This window comes from Streptomyces sp. NPDC090119 (assembly GCF_044747085.1).
Taxonomy (GTDB): Bacteria; Actinomycetota; Actinomycetes; order Streptomycetales; family Streptomycetaceae; genus Streptomyces.
Genome location: NZ_JBIVDK010000006.1, coordinates 527908 through 544514, shown reverse-complemented (window position 1 = coordinate 544514; position 16607 = coordinate 527908). Strand labels below are relative to the sequence as shown.

Below are 16607 nucleotides of genomic sequence, written 5' to 3'. Positions count from 1 at the left end.
CCGACTCTATCAGACCGTTTCCGTTCCGATTTCCTCGGTGCTTTCCAGTTCTTCGCTTTCGCGTTTCCCTTTCCGGCGGTTCCGACTCTATCAGAAGTTTTCGGCCGGTTTTACCGGCGCTTATTTCTGATTAATCAGAGAGTGCTTCTCGGAAGTCGCATTCAGCGATTCCCTTGCGAAGCCAGATAAAGCTTAATGGTTAGCCGTGAGCTTGTCCAGCTCCAGGCAACTGTTCGACTCTACCTCCCCGCTCCACCCGTGTCAACAGGTTTTGTGGGGCGATGAGGAGACTAGCAGTTCTGCGGGCCTCTACGCACATCAGGCGGCTGTGGGGACGGACGAGCTGCGTTCGGCCTCCTGAAGATCGCCGGTCTCCCCCTCGCGGACCGCGCGGCCGCCGAGGACGTAGACATAGGCGAGGAAGGCCAGCTCGGCCAGGACGCCGATGGTGATGCGGGCCCAGGTGGGCAGGCCGGACGGGGTCACGAAGCCCTCGATGGCCCCGGACACGAACAGCACCAGAGCCAGTCCGATGGCCATGCCCAGCGCGGCCCGGCCTTCCTCCGCGAGCGCGGTGCGGCGGGTGCGCGGACCGGGGTCGATGACCGTCCAGCCGAGCCGCAGACCCGTGCCGGCGGCCACGAAGACCGCGGTGAGTTCGAGCAGGCCGTGCGGCAGCACCAGGCCGAGGAAGGTGTCGAGGCGGCCCGCGGAGGACATCAGGCCGAGGCCGACGCCCAGGTTCAGCATGTTCTCGAAGAGGATCCAGAGGACCGGGAGGCCCAGGAAGACGCCCAGGACCAGACAGAGTGCGGCCGCGTTGGCGTTGTTCGTCCATACCTGTGCCGCGAAGGAAGTGGCGGGGTGGCTGGAGTAGTAGGTCTCGTACTCGCCGCCGGGGCGGGTCAGCTCGCGGAGGTGGCCGGGGGCGGCGATCGACGCCTGTACCTCGGGATGGGTGCCGATCCACCAGCCCAGGAGGATCGCCACGGCCGTGGAGACGAGCGCGGTGGGCACCCACCAGTGGCGGGCGCGGTAGACCGCGGCGGGGAAGCTCCGGCCCAGGAAGCGGGTCACGTCGCGCCAGGAGGCGCGGCGGGTTCCGGTGACGGCACTGCGGGCACGGGCCACGAGCTGGCTGAGCCGGCCCGTGAGCTGGGGGTCCGGAGCGCTGGAGCGGATGAGGGAGAGATGGGTGGCGGTGCGCTGGTAGAGGGTGACGAGTTCGTCGGCCTCCGCGCCCGTGAGGCGGCGCCGACGGCGGATCAGGGCGTCGAGGCGGTCCCACTCGGCCCGGTGCGTGGCGACGAAGACGTCCAGGTCCATCGGGTCTGCCTGCTCCTCGGCTCGTCGTGGCCCGCCGCCGCGAGACAACGGGACGCGGGACACCGGACGCTGTCAGCTTGTCGTACCGCGATGCGATGCGCCCTCAGCTTGGCAGACTTGCGTCATCACGGGTGGGCGAGGGGAAGGACGGCGGGCGTGAGTGAGCTGGTGACCGGTGAGGCGGTGGCGCTGGAGCTGCGGCCCGCGAAGCTGCCGAGCAGGGCGTTGGCCGTGCTGATCGATCTGATCGTGGCCGTGCTGGTCTATGTCGCGGTGGTGCTGGGGCTCGTGGCGGCCACCTCGTCGCTGGACGATGCCGCGCAGGCAGCGTTGTCGGTGGCGGCCTTCCTGCTGGTGCTGGTCGGGGGGCCGATCGCGGTGGAGACGCTGAGCCAGGGGCGGTCGCTGGGGAAGCTGGCGTTCGGGCTGCGGGTGGTGCGCGACGACGGCGGTCCGGTGCGGTTCCGGCACGCGCTGGTGCGCGGCGGGGTCGGGATGGTCGAGATCCTGATGACGTTCGGGGTGGTGGCGTGCATCGCCTCGCTGGTCTCGGCGCGGGGGCGGCGGCTCGGCGACGTGTTCGCGGGGACGCTGGTGGTGCGGGAGCGGATTCCGGTGGGGCGGGCTGGGGTGGCGCCGCCCTTGCCGCCGGAGCTGGCGGGGCGGTTCGGGGAGCTGGATCTGTCGGCGGTGCCGGACGGGCTCTGGCTCGCGGTGCGGCAGTACCTGTCGCGGATGCACCAGTTGCAGCCGCAGATCTCCTGGTCCATGGCCTCGCGGCTGGCGGCCGACGTCACCGCTCGGACGGGGGCCGTCGTGCCGCCGGATCTCCAGGCGCGGCCCGATGTATTTCTGGCGGCCGTGGTGCATGAGCGGCAGGCCCGGCAGACGCAGCAGCAGGGGCCTCGGTACGGGATGGGTGGTGCGGGTCCGGTCGCGGCCGCTCCCGTGACGGCCCCGGAGGTCGCGCCGGTGGAGGCGCCGGGGCGTGCGGAGGGTGGGTCCGGCTCGCGGCCGACGGGCTTCGCGCCGCCCGCCTAGCCGGGCGGCCGGTCGAACGCCGACGGCGGGCTCTGGAGTTCCTCCAGCTCGATCCCGGGGGCCGAGAGCACCACGTCCCCGGCGATGTGCACGGTGTGCCTTTCCCCCGTGTCCAGGGCTGTGACCTGGTATTCGTCCACGAGCAGGGGGCCGTTGTCAGTGGCGTGTGTTTCTCTGTCGATCAGCGCCCAGGACTGGTCCACGGTGCGGGGGGCGAGGACCGGGTCGGTGAGGGCGACGAGGCGTACGCGGGTCGCGGCGGAGGAAGGGGTGAGGCGCAGGAGACGTGCGGTGGCGACGAGAAACGCCGGGGACAGGCCGGTGAAGGCGTGGGCGGGCACATTGCCTTCCGTGGCCTCGGTCCCGGTGGGGTCGGTACGGACCCAGGTGACGCCGTCGAGGGCGGCGCCGCGTACCTGCCAGCCGCCCGCGTGGAGTTCGAGGCGGAGGGGGCGGCCGAGGTCGTCCAGGGCGAGGTCGACGGAGCCCCGGTGGGCTCCCTCGGGGGTGGTCAGCTGGGAGACGTAGCGCCAGCCGGAAGGGCCGGGGGCGCACTGGAAGTGTTCTTCTGCGAGGGGGGTGTGATCGTGCGGATCGTGGAGCGAATATCGGCCGCGCGGCATGGGGGGTCCTGGGTTCTGGCGGAGTGACGGCCCGGTCCTGGGCCGCTGGTCCGGCGGAAAAGGGGCAGGCCCCCGGCACGGGGGTGCGGGGGCCTGCCTCGGGTGGTGCGGGGATCAGCGGATCAGTAGCGGTAGTGGTCCGACTTGTAGGGGCCCTCGACCTCGACGCCGATGTACGCGGCCTGCTCCGGGCGGAGCTGGGTGAGCTTGACGCCCAGCGAGTCCAGGTGGAGGCGGGCGACCTTCTCGTCCAGGTGCTTGGGGAGCACGTAGACACCGGTCGGGTACTCGTCGGGCTTGGTGAACAGCTCGATCTGGGCCAGGGTCTGGTCCGCGAAGGAGTTGGACATCACGAACGACGGGTGGCCGGTGGCGTTGCCCAGGTTCAGCAGGCGGCCCTCGGACAGGACGATGATCACCTTGCCGTCGGGGAAGGTCCAGGTGTGGACCTGCGGCTTGACCTCGTCCTTGACGATGCCGGGGATCTGCGCGAGGCCGGCCATGTCGATCTCGTTGTCGAAGTGGCCGATGTTGCCGACGATGGCCTGGTGCTTCATCTTGGCCATGTCGGTGGCCATGATGATGTCCTTGTTGCCGGTCGTGGTGACGAAGATGTCGGCCTTGTCGACGACCTCGTCCAGCGTCGTGACCTGGTAGCCGTCCATGGCCGCCTGGAGCGCGCAGATCGGGTCGACCTCGGTGACGATCACGCGGGCGCCCTGGCCGCGCAGGGACTCGGCGCAGCCCTTGCCGACGTCGCCGTAGCCGCAGACGACGGCGGTCTTGCCGCCGATGAGGACGTCGGTGGCGCGGTTGATGCCGTCGATCAGGGAGTGGCGGCAGCCGTACTTGTTGTCGAACTTCGACTTGGTGACGGCGTCGTTCACATTGATCGCCGGGAAGAGCAGGACGCCGTCGCGCTGCATCTCGTACAGGCGGTGGACGCCGGTGGTGGTCTCCTCGGTGACACCGCGGATCTCGGAGGCCAGCTGGGTCCACTTCTGGGAGCCGTCGCTGATGGTGCGGTTGAGCAGTTCGAGGATGACGCGGTGCTCGTCGTTCTCGGCGGTGTCGGGCGAGGGGACCTTGCCGTCCTTCTCGTACTCGACGCCCTTGTGGACGAGGAGGGTGGCGTCGCCGCCGTCGTCCAGGATCATGTTCGGGCCGCCGGTGGGGCTGTTCGGCCAGGTCAGGGCCTGCTCGGTGCACCACCAGTACTCGTCCAGGGTCTCGCCCTTCCAGGCGAAGACGGGGACGCCCTGCGGGTTGTCCGGGGTGCCGTTCGGGCCGACGGCGATGGCGGCGGCCGCGTGGTCCTGGGTGGAGAAGATGTTGCAGGAGGCCCAGCGGACGTCGGCGCCGAGGGCGACGAGGGTCTCGATGAGCACGGCGGTCTGCACGGTCATGTGCAGGGAGCCGGTGACGCGGGCGCCGGCCAGGGGCTGCGCCTCGGCGTACTCCTTGCGGATCGACATCAGGCCGGGCATCTCGTGCTCGGCGAGGGTGATCTCCTTGCGGCCGAACTCGGCCAGGGAGAGGTCGGCGACCTTGAAGTCCTGTCGGTTGTCGACAGTGGTCATGGCGGGCTGCTCCTCGAAGTCGGGGCGAGGTGGGTACGGCTGGTCTGCACGGCGACGGACACAGGGGTGCCCCGAGAAGAGGACACAGGCATGCCCGCGTGCGCGCAGCGCAGTCCGTCGGAGGCCCTCTCTCCCTCGGCCGGTCCGCTCAGGGACCGCCCGACCGCCATCAGCAGCGACGTCTGGCTCCGTCCCAAGCTACACCGGAGGAAGGGGGCTGCCCCAGTCCGCGTCCGGACACCGCGTGCCGTCCAGGTGACGGATGTGGCGCGAACGGGTGGGTGCGGGGCGAGGTGGCCGGGTGTGCCGAGGCCCCCGGCGCGGCCGGTGGGGACCGGTATGCGGCGGGGGCCTCGGTGCGGGCGCGGGGACTCAGTGGTCGGTCGCGTGCGGGTTGGGGCCGCCCGGGGTGGCCAGCGGGTCGGGGCCCTTGGCGGCCTCGGCGGCGCTGTAGATGTCCGGCTCCAGGTAGATCACGCGGGCGATCGGGACGGCCTCGCGGATGCGGGCCTCGGCGGCGTTGATCGCGTGGGCGACCTCGGCGGCCGTGTCGTCGTGCTGGACGGCGATCTTGGCGGCGACGAGGAGTTCCTCGGGGCCGAGGTGGAGGGTGCGCATGTGGATGACGCCGGTCACGGTGTCGCCGTCGACGATGGCGGCCTCGATCTTCTTGACGTCCTCCAGGCCCGCGGACTCGCCGAGCAGCAGGGACTTGGTCTCGGAGGCGAGGACGAGGGCGATCAGCACGAGCAGGACACCGATGCAGACGGTGCCGATGCCGTCCCAGACGCCGTTGCCGGTGAGCAGGGCGATGCCGACGCCGCCGAGCGCGAGGACCAGACCGATGAGGGCGCCGAAGTCCTCCAGCAGGACGACCGGCAGCTCGGGCGCCTTGGCGCGGCGGATGAACTGGGCCCAGGAGAGCTTGCCGCGCAGCTCGTTGGACTCCTTGATGGCCGTACGGAAGGAGAAGCCCTCGGCGATGATGGCGAAGACGAGGACGCCGACCGGCCAGTACCAGTGCTCCACCGGGTGGGGGTGGCTGATCTTCTCGTAGCCCTCGTAGATGGCGAACATGCCGCCGATGGAGAAGAGGACGATGGAGACGAGGAAGGCGTAGATGTACCGCTCGCGGCCGTAGCCGAAGGGGTGCTGGGGGGTGGCCTCGCGCTGGGCCTTCTTGCCGCCGATGAGCAGCAGGAACTGGTTGCCGGAGTCGGCGACCGAGTGCACGCCCTCGGCGAGCATCGACGAGGAGCCGCTGAACGCGAACGCCACGAACTTCGATGCCGCGATCGCCAGATTGGCGCCGAGTGCCGCCACGATCGCCTTGTTACCGCCTGACGCGCTCATGAGTTCGCGTTTCCCTTCGCCCTTGTCTCGCCCTTGTCGCCTTCTCGGCACCCCCGCACGGCTCTTGTGCCCCCAGGGTCGCTTCTTTGCACGCGCTTTGCCGGTGGGTCATTGTTGCAGTCCCACCGGCGTGCGGCGCGTCAGGTGTCCACAGGGGCGGTCATACGATCACAGTGGCGCGGAACAGGGTGCCGTCGCCGGACCCTTCGGTCTTCTCCCCCGCCGGGACGAAGACGGACCGGCCGGGGAGAAGTTCGTGCTCGCCGACGCGGACGGAACCGGCCGTGCACAGCAGGATCTGCGGGGTCTCCAGGCTCAGGTCGCGGGCCGTGCCGCCGGGCAGGACGTACCGGGAGAGGCGGAACTCATCGATGGGGGTCTCGTAGACCTCCTCGCCGTCCGGGGACGCCTCGGGGCGCAGCACGCCGGGGTCGCTCGCCTCGAAGCGGACCACGCGCAGGAGTTCGGGGACGTCGACGTGCTTGGGGGTCAGTCCGCATCGCAGGACGTTGTCCGAGTTGGCCATGATCTCGACGCCGAGGCCGGTGAGGTAGGCGTGCGGGATGCCCGCGCCGAGGAACAGGGCCTCGCCGGGCTGGAGCCGGACGTGGTTGAGCAGCATGGCCGCGATCACGCCGGGGTCGCCCGGGTAGTGGTGGGCCATGTCGGCGTAGGGGGCGTACGGGCCGCCGAGGCGGGCGCACGCGGCGGTGGCCTCGGAGACGGTGTCGGCCATGGCGGCGGCGTCCGCGGTGAGGATCGCGGTGAGGACCTCGCGCAGGGCGGCGTCCTCGGGGTGGGCGCGCAGCAGGTCGACGTAGGGCTTGAGGGAGTCGACGGCGAGGCCGTCGAGCAGGTCCGCCGCCTCGGCGGGGGCGCGGAAGCCGCACAGGCCGTCGAACTCGGTGAGGGCGCAGATGAGTTCGGGCTTGTGGTTGGCGTCCTTGTAGTTGCGGTCGGGGGCGTCCACGGGGACGCCTCGGCGCTCCTCCTCGGCGTAGCCCTCCCGGGCCTGGGCCAGGTCGGGGTGGACCTGGAGGGAGAGGGGGGCGCCCGCGGCGAGGATCTTGAGCAGGAAGGGCAGCCGGGGGCCGAACTTCGCCACCGCTTCGGTGCCGAGTTCGCGCTCCGGGTCGGCGGCGATGACCTCGACGAGCGTGCCGCGCGGGGTGTGCGAGGGGGCTCCGGGGTGGGCGCCCATCCACATCTCGGCCTGCGGTTCGCCGGTGGGCTCGGTGCCGAGCAGCTCCGGGATGGCGGTGCGCGAACCCCAGGCGTAGGGGCGGACGGTGTTGTCGAGGCGGTCCATGTGTCTTCTCTGCCTTCAGTACGTGTGCTGCCGAAGTACGTGTGCTGCCGGGCGGGTGCCTGGGGTCAGCTCAGGCTCCGGCGGCGAGCGCCAGGTAAACGGCGGCGAAATCGGTGACGGCGATCAGGTCGGCGAGGGTCTCCAGTTCGCCGCCCTCCTCGGGTTCGAGTTCGCTGATCGGGGTGTCGTGGCCGAGGGCCAGGTCCCGGGCGGCCGGGGCGGCGCTGAGGCCGCCGAGGGGGCGGTCCCGGAGCAGCACCACGCGCGCGTGCATCGCGGGCGCCTCGTCGACGCGGTCGCGGAAGAAGTCGTCCGGGTCGGCGCGAGCGGCCAGCGGGCCGGAGAGGAGCGCCTCGTGCGCGGCGAGCGCCTCGGGGAGTTCGGCCACCAGGGCGGGGCGGCCCGCGAGTTCGGCGAGCGCGGCGGCGAAGCGGCGGCCCGCGGGGCCCGCGGAGGTGCCCTCCGTCCAGACGACGGGGAGGCCGTCGGCGAGTTCGGCGGCGAGGGTCTTGGCCGCGTTGCCGTACGTGGCGATGGCGGGGCCGCAGCGCTCGGCGACGTGGTCGAGGCGGTCGGCGACCTTCTCCAGCGCGTCGGGGCCCGCGCTGAGCAGGCCGACGCGGTCCAGGAGGGCCAGCAGCGGGGTGAGCAGGGCCCAGAAGACGCCGGAGGAGGACGCGGCGAGCGGCTCGTCCTGATCGTACGGGGCGGTCGCCATCGGGATGAACAGACCGTGCGCGCCCGCGACCGCCTCGGCGAGCGGGGTGCCCGCGGGGGCGACGGCCACCACGGAGCAGCCCCGCCGGTACGCCTGTTCGGCGAGCAGGCCGAGGCTCGGTTCGGTGCCGTCGGGGGTGGCGATCAGCAGCAGGTCCACGGAGCCCGCCCAGCCGGGCAGTTCCCAGCGCAGGGCGCCCGGCGCGGGGGCGACTCCGGCCGCTTCGAGGCGGATCACCGGGCTGCCGGGGCCGGCCAGGGTGCCGAGGAGGTCGGCGGTGTGGGTGGCGGCGGCGCCGGGGCCCGCGATCAGTACGGCGCGGGGGCGGCCGTCGGGCTGGAGCGCGCCGATTCCGGCCTCCACGGCGTGCCGAGCCGCGGTACGGACCCTCGCGCCCGCCTCGGCCGCGCCGCGCAGCAGACCTTTGCGGTCGGCCTCGGCGAGGCCCTCCGGGGTGTCCAGGAGCGATTCGTCGAGCATGGGCGGGGTGCCTCCGATCGCCGGGGTCCTACTGCGCGATGTCTGTCGGCGGTGCCTTACGCGGGGCGGCGGGCCTCGTCGACCAGGAGGACCGGGATGCCGTCACGGACGGGGTACGCCAGGCCGCAGTCCTGGCCGGTGCAGATCAGCTCCGCGTCCTGCTCCTTGAGGGGGGAGTGGCAGGCCGGGCAGGCCAGGATCTCCAGGAGACCGGCTTCGAGCGGCATGGGGTGTCCCTTCGGGCGTGAACAGGGTCTACGGATGTGCTGGTCAGCGTACCTTGGCGCGCCGCGGGTCCGGCGGGGTGATTCCGGGGTGAGTGCGGGCGCCGACCGCCTACGCGCGGATGATCGCCAGGACCTCGTCCCTGATCCTCGTCATCGTCGTCTCGTCCTTCGCCTCCGTGTTCAAGCGGAGCAGCGGCTCCGTGTTGGAGGGGCGGACGTTGAACCACCAGGTGGGGGTGGAGACGGTGAGGCCGTCCAGGGTGTCCACGGTGGCGTCCGGGAGGGCCTCGTAGACCGTGCGGAGGGCTGCCAGTCGGGCCTGCTGGTCGGTGACCGTGGAGTTGATCTCGCCGGAGCCCGCGTAGCGGTCGTACTCGGCGAACAGGGTGGAGAGCGGGGCGGCCTGGGTGCCCAGGGCGGCCAGGACGTGGAGGGCGGCCAGCATGCCGGTGTCCGCGTTCCAGAAGTCCTTGAAGTAGTAGTGCGCGGAGTGCTCGCCGCCGAAGATCGCGCCGGAGCGGGCCATCTCGGCCTTGATGAAGGAGTGGCCGACGCGGGTGCGGACCGGGGTGCCGCCGTGCTCGCGGACCACCTCGGCGACCGTGCGGGAGGTGATCAGGTTGTGGATGACCGTGCCCGTACCGCCGTTGCGCGCGAGTTCGCGGGCGGCGACCAGGGCGGTGACGGCGGACGGCGAGACCGGGTCGCCGTTCTCGTCCACGACGAAGCAGCGGTCGGCGTCGCCGTCGAAGGCGAGGCCGAGGTCGGCGCCCTCCTGCACGACCCGCTTGCGCAGGTCCACGATGTTGGCCGGGTCCAGCGGGTTGGCCTCGTGGTTGGGGAAGGTGCCGTCCAGCTCGAAGTACATCGGGACGACGGTCAGCGGCAGCCCGCCGAGGACGGTCGGGACGGTGTGGCCGCCCATGCCGTTGCCCGCGTCGACGACGACCTTCAGCGGGCGGATCGCGGTCAGGTCGACCAGGGAGCGCAGGTACCCGGCGTAGTCCTGGAGGGTGTCGCGCGCGGTGAGGGTGCCCGGTGCGGCGGCGGGGGCCGGGGCGCCCGACTCGAGCCACCGTTCGGCCAGGGCGCGGATGTCGGCGAGCCCGGTGTCCTGGCCGACCGGGGCGGCGCCCGCGCGGCACATCTTGATGCCGTTGTACTGGGCCGGGTTGTGCGAGGCGGTGAACATCGCGCCGGGCAGGTCCAGCGCGCCCGAGGCGTAATACAGCTGGTCCGTGGAGCACAGGCCGATCTCGGTGACGTCCACGCCCCGGTTCAGCGCGCCGCGGGCGAAGGCGCGGGACAGGGCGGGCGAGGAGGGGCGCATGTCGTGGCCGACGACGATCGCGGTCGCGTCCGTCACCTCGGCGAAGGCGGCGCCGAAGAGTTCGGCCAGGGCCTCGTCCCACTGGTCGGGAACTACTCCGCGCACGTCGTACGCCTTCACGAGCTGCGACAGATCAGCCACGGCCGGCCTTCCTGAAAGTCCATTGGGGGGCCCAAAAATACCCGCCCGGGTCATCAGGTGCGGGGAGGGTGGCTCAGTTGTCGGGCGAGCGCAGGACGCGCAGGTGGCCGCGGCGGGCGACTTCCATGGGGTCGGCGGTGCGTGCGCCGCCGCTCGCTCCCGCCGCGCGCTCCTGCGGACGGGCCGCCTCACGGACCGCGTTGGCCAGCGCTTCCAGGTCGTCGCCGCTGGGGCGGGCCGGGGCGGAGCCGTCGAGCAGCCGGACGACTTCCCAGCCGCGCGGGGCGGTGAGGCGCTCGGAGTGCTCGGCGCACAGGTCGTAGCAGTGGGGTTCGGCGTAGGTGGCGAGGGGGCCGAGGACCGCGGTCGAGTCGGCGTAGACGTACGTCAGCGTCGCGACGGCGGGTCGGCCGCAGGCGGTGCGCGAACAGCGACGTACAAGGCTCACGATGTTGGACGGTACCGCACTCTTGAGCGGGCCGCGACGACTCTCCACCAGGTCACGTTCCCGTGTCGTGCCGTTCGGCGGCCCGGCGGGCCCGTCGTGGGAGCCCTCCGCCGGGGTGCATCAGGTGATGATCCGGTACAAAGCTCTTCCCTCGGGCCCGGTCGGGCGTGCCCGCGCGGGCCGGGCGGTGGCCGGATCGGTCGTGCGGTGGCGAGAAGACGACTGCGCGAACACCGGGAGAAAAGTGCGCGAAGAGTCCGGGGAGGGGGTGCGGAGGGACGGGCACACGGGCCGGACCGGGACGGCCGCCGCGTGGAACCGGGCGCGCGGGACGGGCGGGGACTACGCTTCTGCGGTGATGGAGAACCCTGTACCGCCCCGTGCCGCAGGTCCCCGACCCCGACGCCGTGATCGTCACGGACGGGGCATGCGGGGCCCCATCGCACCGCCCCAGGTGCCGCTGGCCGCCAGTCGTGCCGAGGTGTTCGCGGATCTGGTGCGCGACTCCGTGGAGCGGCTGGAGCGGCGCTGGGAGCAGCTGGCCGAGGTGGAGTTCGTGGTGCTGGAGGTGCCCCGGCTGGAGGGCACCGGCGAGGAGCCGTGGGGCGACGAGGGCGTGCCGCTGGGCGGGATCATCCCCGCGCGGGACGGGCGGCGGGCGCGGGTCGTGGTGTACCGGCGGCCGATCGAGATCCGCACCAAGGGCCGCGACGAGCGCGCGGAGCTGGTGCACGAGGTGGTCGTGGAGCAGGTCGCCGAGCTGCTGGGGCTGACCCCGGAGACGGTGGACCCCCGCTACGACGAGGAGTGACGGGCGGCCGCCCCCCGAGGCGGCCGCCCGGTGCCCGTCCTACCGCTGGAGCACCGACAGGTCCTGTTCCGCCCGGGGCACCGCGACCAGGCCGCGGTCGTTCGGGAGGGTCTGGATCGTGAAGCCGGAGACACCGTCGGCGGCGCCGGTGAGGGTGCGGGCGGCGTAGACCGGGCCGCCGGAGACGGGTTCCACGGTCAGCGCGTACGTGCCCTTGCCGCCCGTGGGGGCGCTGATGTCCTGGCTGGTGCCGGACTTGATCGTGTACGTCCTCGTGGCGGGGGTCCCGCCGCCGCTGCCCGCCGAGGCGGTGACCTTGACGGTGGCGGTGGCGGTGGGGGCGGTCAGGGACAGGGTGGTGCCCTTGGCGCTGTTGTCGGCGGCGGTGGCGCGGCGGCCGACGGGGGCGGTGGCGGGGATGTACGCCGTCTCCTGCCGGGCTCCCTTGCCGCGCACCACGCGGAGGGCCGCGACCACCGGGGCCGCCTTGTCGGTGGGGGTGAGGAGCAGCGAGCCCGGCTCGCCCCGGGTGACGGGGCCGAGGTCGACGGCGGTGGTCATGCCAGCCTTGACGTGCACGGTCTCGTTTCCGGCCGGAGTGATGGAGCCGTCCGGGGAGGCCAGGCGGACCTTGAGGTCGGCGTCGTCGTCGCCGGGGGTGAAGGCGACCAGGCGGACGTCGGTGGCGTCCTTGGGGATGCCGGGCAGCACCAAGCTGCCCGCCGGGTCGGCCGACGCGGGCAGCCAGTCGCCGCCGCCCGCGTCGTCCTGGGCCTGCACGGTGGCGCCGACCCGGCCGCCACGTACGCCGACATGCACGGTCACGTCGGTCTGGGCGTCGTCGGTGAGCGTGGAGAGCAGCACCGGCTCGCTGGTGTGCGGGGGCACGGTGATGCCGTCGGCCACCGCGGACTTCAGGGCGCCGCCCTTGCCGTAGAGCTGGATGTCGACGACCGCGGCCTCGTCGTCCGGGTTGGTGAGGTGGACGTAGTCGGTGCGGCCCTCGGCGGTGCTGGCGCCGGGGAACCAGAAGTCGGTGTCGGCGGGGGTGCAGGTGACGCCCTGGAGGCCGCGTCCGGTGCCCGCGGCGATCCGGGTGGTCTCCTGGACGGTCCAGCCGGGCGCGTACTTGCCGTCGGCGGTGCCGATCAGGGCGGGCGTGTCGCTGCCGGAGGTGTCGCCGGTGGCCGGGGTGCCCGGCGGCTTCGGGGTGAGCACCGGCTTGTCGTTCTTGCCGCCCTTCCCGCCGCCCTTGGCGCCCTTGCCGCCCGCCGCCTGCTCGGCGGCCGATTCCAGCGCGGCCTGACCGCCGTCGCCCGCGCCCTGGGTGACGGGGGTGAACGAGGTGTACGCGGTGTCGGCGATGTCGGAGAAGCTCGGCGCCGGGCACAGCAGGCCGCTGCGCTCCACGGGCCGTTCGGTGGCGCCGCCGGCCGTGCCCGCGCCGGTGGCGGCGGGCGGGTCGAACGCGGCGAACCCGGTGACGGCGGCCAGGGCGACGGTGCAGGCGATCAGGGACAGGGTCGTGCGGTTCACTGCTGGCTCCCGTCGTGGCGCTCACTGCCGTCGCCGTAGGGCGGCTGCTGGGCGGGGTCGTAGCCCTGCGGGTGGGCCGCCGGGTCGTACGGCTGCTGCTCCTGCTGTGCCCCGTAGCCGTAGGGGTCGTAGGGCTGTTGGCCGTAGGGGTCGGGGTGGTACGCGCCCTGGTCGTACCCGGTGTTCTGGTACGTGCCCTGGTAGGGGTCGGCGGGGTAGGCCGCGTACTCGGGGTCGGCGTAGGTGGAGCCGGTGTCCCAGTCGGCGTAGGGCTGCTGGTGCGGGATGACCGGCTGCTCCTGCTGTCCGTACGGCGGGACTTCCGGGTCCTCGATGACCTCCATGGCCTCCGCGGCCTCTTCGGTCTCCTCGGCCTCGGCCTGGGCGCGCAGGCGGCGGGCGCGGCGGCCGTCGCCCTCCATGTCCTGGGCCGGGATCGGCTGTTCCTCGGGGAGGTCGTCGTCGATGTCGCGGCGGCGGCCGGGCAGGGCGAGGACGACGAGGAGGACGGCGAGCGCGCCCTGGGCCCACAGCCAGACGGTGTGGGTGAACGGGGCGTCGTAGGTGACGTCCAGCTTGCCGCCGCCCGCGGGGAGTTCGAAGCCCTGGGCCCAGCCGTCGACGGTCTTGGGGGTGAGGGGCTTGCCGTCCAGGGTGGCGGTCCAGCCGTCGGAGACGGCGTCGGCCAGGCGCAGCACGCGGCCGCCCGCGCCGGTGGGCACGGTGGTGTGGATCTCCACCGGGCCCGCGGCGACGGCCTGCGGGGTGCCGGAGCCGCCCGCGCCGATCAGGGTGGCGCGGGCGACCTGCTGGTCGACGCGCCACAGGGCGTTGCCGTTCTGCTGGCTGAGCCGGTTCAGGCCGGGCGTGGCGTCCAGGACGCGGGTGATCTGGCGGGGGGTGCCCTGGTGGACGAGGACGTAGCGGACGGCGAAGCCGCCGAGCTGGCCGGTCTGGTCGGCACCGGAGCCCGCGACCAGGTTGGCGACGACCTTGTCCAGGCCGGTGTTGGACCCGTCGGCCGCGGCGATCTCGCCGTCGCCCATGCGGGCACCGGCGCCCCGGACCAGGGTGTAGCGCACCCGCGCGGTGGAGTCGCTGTCGAGGACCAGGGTGCGGGCCTGGTCGCGGGTACCGGCGTCCTCGGCGACGAAGGCGGGTACCTGGGCGGGGTCGCGGCGCTCCAGGGGGCCGTCGGCGCCCCGGATCATCCAGCCGACGGCGGCGACCAGGGGGCCGACGGCGCAGGCCAACGCGATCAGGGCGGCGACCGGCTGGCGCCAGCCGAAGCTCTGTTCGGCGACCCGCGCGCGTGCCCCGTCCGCGCCGAGCGCGGCGGCACCCAGCAGGGCGATGCCGTAGACCAGGGTGGCCGGTCCGGCCCAGACGGAACGGTTGGCCAGCACCGCGAGGAGGAGTCCGGTCAGCGCGACGGCCCAGGCGGTGCGGATGCCCAACTGGCGCTCGGAGCGCAGCAGTGCGGCCAGCGCGGCCAGCACGATGCCGATGAGCAGCAGGCCGGACAGGGTGCCGGGGCCGCCGGGGCTGGTGCCGAGCAGGTCGGAGGCGGAGGCGGCCGAGGCGCCGTAGTCCAGTCCGGCCTCGGTGAAGAAGCCGGTCGGCAGCAGGGTCAGCGACCAGGGCGCGAGGACCAGCAGCGGGGTGCCGAGCTGGGCGACGAAGCGCAGGAGATGCGCGACCGGGTCGGCGCGGCGCAGGACGAGCACGCCGATGCCGAGGACCAGCGCGGCGGGCCACACGACGGGCGTGAACGCGGTGGTGATGGTCAGCAGCAGCGCGTACGCCCAGGTGGCGCGCCAGCTGCCGCGCCCGCCGGAGCGGCCCGCGAGTCCGGCGGCGGCGATGCCCGCGCGGGCGATGAGCGGCAGCAGCACGGCGAGTACGGCGGTGCCGATGCGGCCCTGGGCCAGCGCGCCGGTGGTGGCGGGCAGGAAGGCGTAGGCGATGGCCGTCCAGGCGCGCAGCAGCCGGGAGCTGACGAGGGGTCGGGAGGCGAAGTAGGCGGTGAAGCCCGCGAGCGGCACCGAGCAGACCAGCAGCACGGTGACGGCGAGTCCGGTGGAGCCGAGGAAGAGCGAGGCGAGCGTCGCCACCAGGGCGAGGTAGGGCGGCGCGGAGGTGGTGCTGCCGGCGCCGACGGGCTGCCAGGCGTCGGCGAAGCGGGCCCACAGGTCGGTGGCGCCGGGCGGGACGGGCAGCAGCGCACCGCCCGCGAGGGCGCCGCCGCCGAGCAGGGCGCGGCAGGCGACCAGGGAGATCAGCAGCAGGGCGAGGAAGAGCACCGGGCCGGGTTTGCGGGCGATGCGCTTGAGCCGGGCGAACTGCTCGATCTCCAGGAAGTCGGCGTCGTCGCCGCCGGGTCCGGACTCGACGGCGCTGCCGTGGCGTCCGGCGGAGGTGTCGATGTCGGAGCTGGTGGAGAAGTTGGCGGCGATCTGCTCGGCGGTGGCGCGGATGGTGGCGCCGGGCGGCGGGAACAGCTGCCGCAGTTCGTCCTTGTCGAGCTGGGAGGGTCCCCTGCTGCGGCGGGCGGCGAGGACGCGCTCGGGGCGCAGCAGGACGCCGAGCAGGCCGCGGATCTCGTCGAGGGCCTGGCCGGGCACCTTGCCGACGAGGTAGGCGAGGGTGCGCAGGAGGGTGCCGAGGACCAGCCGGAGCAGCACCCAGGGCAGCGCGGCCGTGCGGGTGTTGGCGAGCAGGGTGTGGACGGCGCCCGCCTTGTCGACCTTGTGCGGGGAGGCGGTGGTGCGGCCCGCGCAGTCGACGGTGCGGCGCTCGCGGGAGGCTGCCTCCGCGTGCCGGACGACGGCGTCGGGGGCGATGAGGACGCGGTAGCCCTCGCTGTGGGCGCGCCAGCACAGGTCGACGTCGTCGCGCATCAGGGGCAGTCGGCGGTCGAATCCGCCGAGCCGCTCGAAGACGTCGCGGCGGACCAGCATGCCCGCGGTGGAGACGGAGAGCACGGTGCGGACGTGGTCGTGCTGACCCTGGTCCTGCTCGCGGCGGTCCAGACCGGTCCAGCGGCGGCCGGAGTTGGCGATGGAGACGCCGACCTCCAGCAGTTGCCTGCGGTCGTACCAGCCGCGGAGCTTGGGGCCGACCACGGCCACGTCGTCCCGGCCGAGTTCGATCTCGGTCTCGACGACCCTCAGCAGCTGGGCGAGGGCGTCGGGTTCGGGGGCGCAGTCGTCGTGCAGCAGCCAGAGCCACTGGACCGGTTCGCCGTACGGCAGTTCGGGCAGGTCGTAGGCGTCGTCGCGCCAGGTGCGGGTGGCGGGGTCCCAGCTGTTCGGGCGCCTGAGGTAGGGCAGGTCGTCCGGGGTGAGGACGGGGGCGAGGCGGGTGGCCTCGTCGACGGCCTGGCCGAAGCCGGTGCGCCGGGCCAGGTGGACGACGGCCTCGTCCCCCAGGGTCTCGGTGACCAGTTGGGCGGAGTCGTCCGCGCTGCCGGTGTCGGCGGCCACCGCGTACTGCACGGGGCGCTCCTGACTCAGCAGCCCGGCGAGCGCGTCGGGCAGCCAGCGGGCGCCGTCATGGGTGACGAGGACGGCCGTCACCACATGGCGCGGGAACTCAGGGGTGGCAGCGTCGTGTTGGGCTGCCGTATGGCTGTGCACGGACATCGAGGTACGGGCCCCGGTTCGATGGACTGCGGTGGACGCC

At 73.1% G+C, this 16607-nt stretch carries 13 protein-coding genes; 2 read left to right on the top strand and 11 right to left on the bottom strand.

Features of this window, described 5'->3' with window-relative positions; genetic code table 11:
• Window positions 1-318: 318 nt before the first annotated feature.
• Window positions 319-1326, bottom strand: coding sequence for a stage II sporulation protein M (locus tag ACIPPM_RS27150; RefSeq protein WP_401452465.1), 1008 nt, complete (start codon window positions 1324-1326; stop codon window positions 319-321).
• Window positions 1327-1482: 156 nt separating this feature from the next.
• Between ACIPPM_RS27150 and ACIPPM_RS27145 the strand changes: the two genes are divergently transcribed.
• Complete coding sequence (locus tag ACIPPM_RS27145) at window positions 1483-2367, top strand: RDD family protein (RefSeq protein ID WP_401452463.1); 885 nt, start codon at window positions 1483-1485, stop codon at window positions 2365-2367.
• On the opposite strand, the gene ACIPPM_RS27140 is transcribed toward ACIPPM_RS27145, so the two are convergent.
• The 8 genes from ACIPPM_RS27140 to ACIPPM_RS27105 form a co-directional block, all read right to left on the bottom strand.
• Window positions 2364-2990 carry a hypothetical protein gene (locus ACIPPM_RS27140; protein ID WP_401452461.1) on the bottom strand — a complete coding sequence of 209 codons (627 nt, stop codon included), beginning with the start codon at window positions 2988-2990 and terminating at the stop codon, window positions 2364-2366. The genes ACIPPM_RS27145 and ACIPPM_RS27140 overlap by 4 nt on opposite strands.
• A gap of 122 nt (window positions 2991-3112) precedes the next feature.
• Window positions 3113-4570, bottom strand: a complete 1458-nt coding sequence (ahcY, locus tag ACIPPM_RS27135) for an adenosylhomocysteinase (RefSeq protein WP_389006878.1) — start codon at window positions 4568-4570, stop codon at window positions 3113-3115.
• A gap of 372 nt (window positions 4571-4942) precedes the next feature.
• The gene (locus ACIPPM_RS27130) at window positions 4943-5923 is read right to left on the bottom strand and encodes a cation diffusion facilitator family transporter (protein ID WP_401452459.1); all 981 of its coding nucleotides are present in this window, start codon (window positions 5921-5923) and stop codon (window positions 4943-4945) included.
• Window positions 5924-6083: 160 nt separating this feature from the next.
• Window positions 6084-7232 carry a mannose-6-phosphate isomerase, class I gene (gene manA / locus ACIPPM_RS27125; RefSeq protein WP_401452457.1) on the bottom strand — a complete coding sequence of 383 codons (1149 nt, stop codon included), beginning with the start codon at window positions 7230-7232 and terminating at the stop codon, window positions 6084-6086.
• A 70-nt stretch (window positions 7233-7302) separates the two neighbouring features.
• A complete protein-coding gene (locus tag ACIPPM_RS27120) occupies window positions 7303-8430 on the bottom strand; it encodes an SIS domain-containing protein (RefSeq protein ID WP_401452455.1) in 1128 nt (375 codons plus the stop codon).
• 56 nt (window positions 8431-8486) lie between these two features.
• Window positions 8487-8657 carry a Trm112 family protein gene (locus ACIPPM_RS27115; RefSeq protein ID WP_149548927.1) on the bottom strand — a complete coding sequence of 57 codons (171 nt, stop codon included), beginning with the start codon at window positions 8655-8657 and terminating at the stop codon, window positions 8487-8489.
• A gap of 109 nt (window positions 8658-8766) precedes the next feature.
• The gene (locus ACIPPM_RS27110) at window positions 8767-10182 is read right to left on the bottom strand and encodes a phosphomannomutase/phosphoglucomutase (RefSeq protein ID WP_401452452.1); all 1416 of its coding nucleotides are present in this window, start codon (window positions 10180-10182) and stop codon (window positions 8767-8769) included.
• Between the two features lie 19 nt (window positions 10183-10201).
• Entirely contained in the window at window positions 10202-10624 is a 423-nt protein-coding gene (locus ACIPPM_RS27105) for a DUF3499 domain-containing protein (protein ID WP_329011640.1), read from the bottom strand.
• Between the two features lie 310 nt (window positions 10625-10934).
• On the opposite strand from ACIPPM_RS27105, the gene ACIPPM_RS27100 reads away from it, so the two are divergent.
• Window positions 10935-11387, top strand: a complete 453-nt coding sequence (locus ACIPPM_RS27100) for a metallopeptidase family protein (protein ID WP_401452504.1) — start codon at window positions 10935-10937, stop codon at window positions 11385-11387.
• Window positions 11388-11426: 39 nt separating this feature from the next.
• Here the strand turns inward: ACIPPM_RS27100 and ACIPPM_RS27095 are convergent, their stop codons facing one another.
• Both ACIPPM_RS27095 and ACIPPM_RS27090 read right to left on the bottom strand, forming a co-directional pair.
• Complete coding sequence (locus ACIPPM_RS27095; protein WP_401452450.1) at window positions 11427-12923, bottom strand: DUF5719 family protein; 1497 nt, start codon at window positions 12921-12923, stop codon at window positions 11427-11429.
• Complete coding sequence (locus ACIPPM_RS27090) at window positions 12920-16567, bottom strand: glycosyltransferase (protein ID WP_401452448.1); 3648 nt, start codon at window positions 16565-16567, stop codon at window positions 12920-12922. Before ACIPPM_RS27090 ends, ACIPPM_RS27095 begins: the two co-directional genes overlap by 4 nt.
• Window positions 16568-16607: the final 40 nt, after the last annotated feature.

Bases quoted from the DNA above. Each gene is read 5' to 3' on its own strand.
- ACIPPM_RS27150 (WP_401452465.1), bottom strand. From the start codon at position 1,326: ATGGACCTGGACGTCTTCGTCGCCACGCACCGGGCCGAGTGGGACCGC.
- ACIPPM_RS27140 (WP_401452461.1), bottom strand. From the start codon at position 2,990: ATGCCGCGCGGCCGATATTCGCTCCACGATCCGCACGATCACACCCCC.
- ahcY (WP_389006878.1), bottom strand. From the start codon at position 4,570: ATGACCACTGTCGACAACCGACAGGACTTCAAGGTCGCCGACCTCTCC.
- ACIPPM_RS27130 (WP_401452459.1), bottom strand. From the start codon at position 5,923: ATGAGCGCGTCAGGCGGTAACAAGGCGATCGTGGCGGCACTCGGCGCC.
- manA (WP_401452457.1), bottom strand. From the start codon at position 7,232: ATGGACCGCCTCGACAACACCGTCCGCCCCTACGCCTGGGGTTCGCGC.
- ACIPPM_RS27120 (WP_401452455.1), bottom strand. From the start codon at position 8,430: ATGCTCGACGAATCGCTCCTGGACACCCCGGAGGGCCTCGCCGAGGCC.
- ACIPPM_RS27115 (WP_149548927.1), bottom strand. From the start codon at position 8,657: ATGCCGCTCGAAGCCGGTCTCCTGGAGATCCTGGCCTGCCCGGCCTGC.
- ACIPPM_RS27110 (WP_401452452.1), bottom strand. From the start codon at position 10,182: ATGACCCGGGCGGGTATTTTTGGGCCCCCCAATGGACTTTCAGGAAGG.
- ACIPPM_RS27100 (WP_401452504.1), top strand. From the start codon at position 10,935: ATGGAGAACCCTGTACCGCCCCGTGCCGCAGGTCCCCGACCCCGACGC.
- ACIPPM_RS27090 (WP_401452448.1), bottom strand. From the start codon at position 16,567: ATGTCCGTGCACAGCCATACGGCAGCCCAACACGACGCTGCCACCCCT.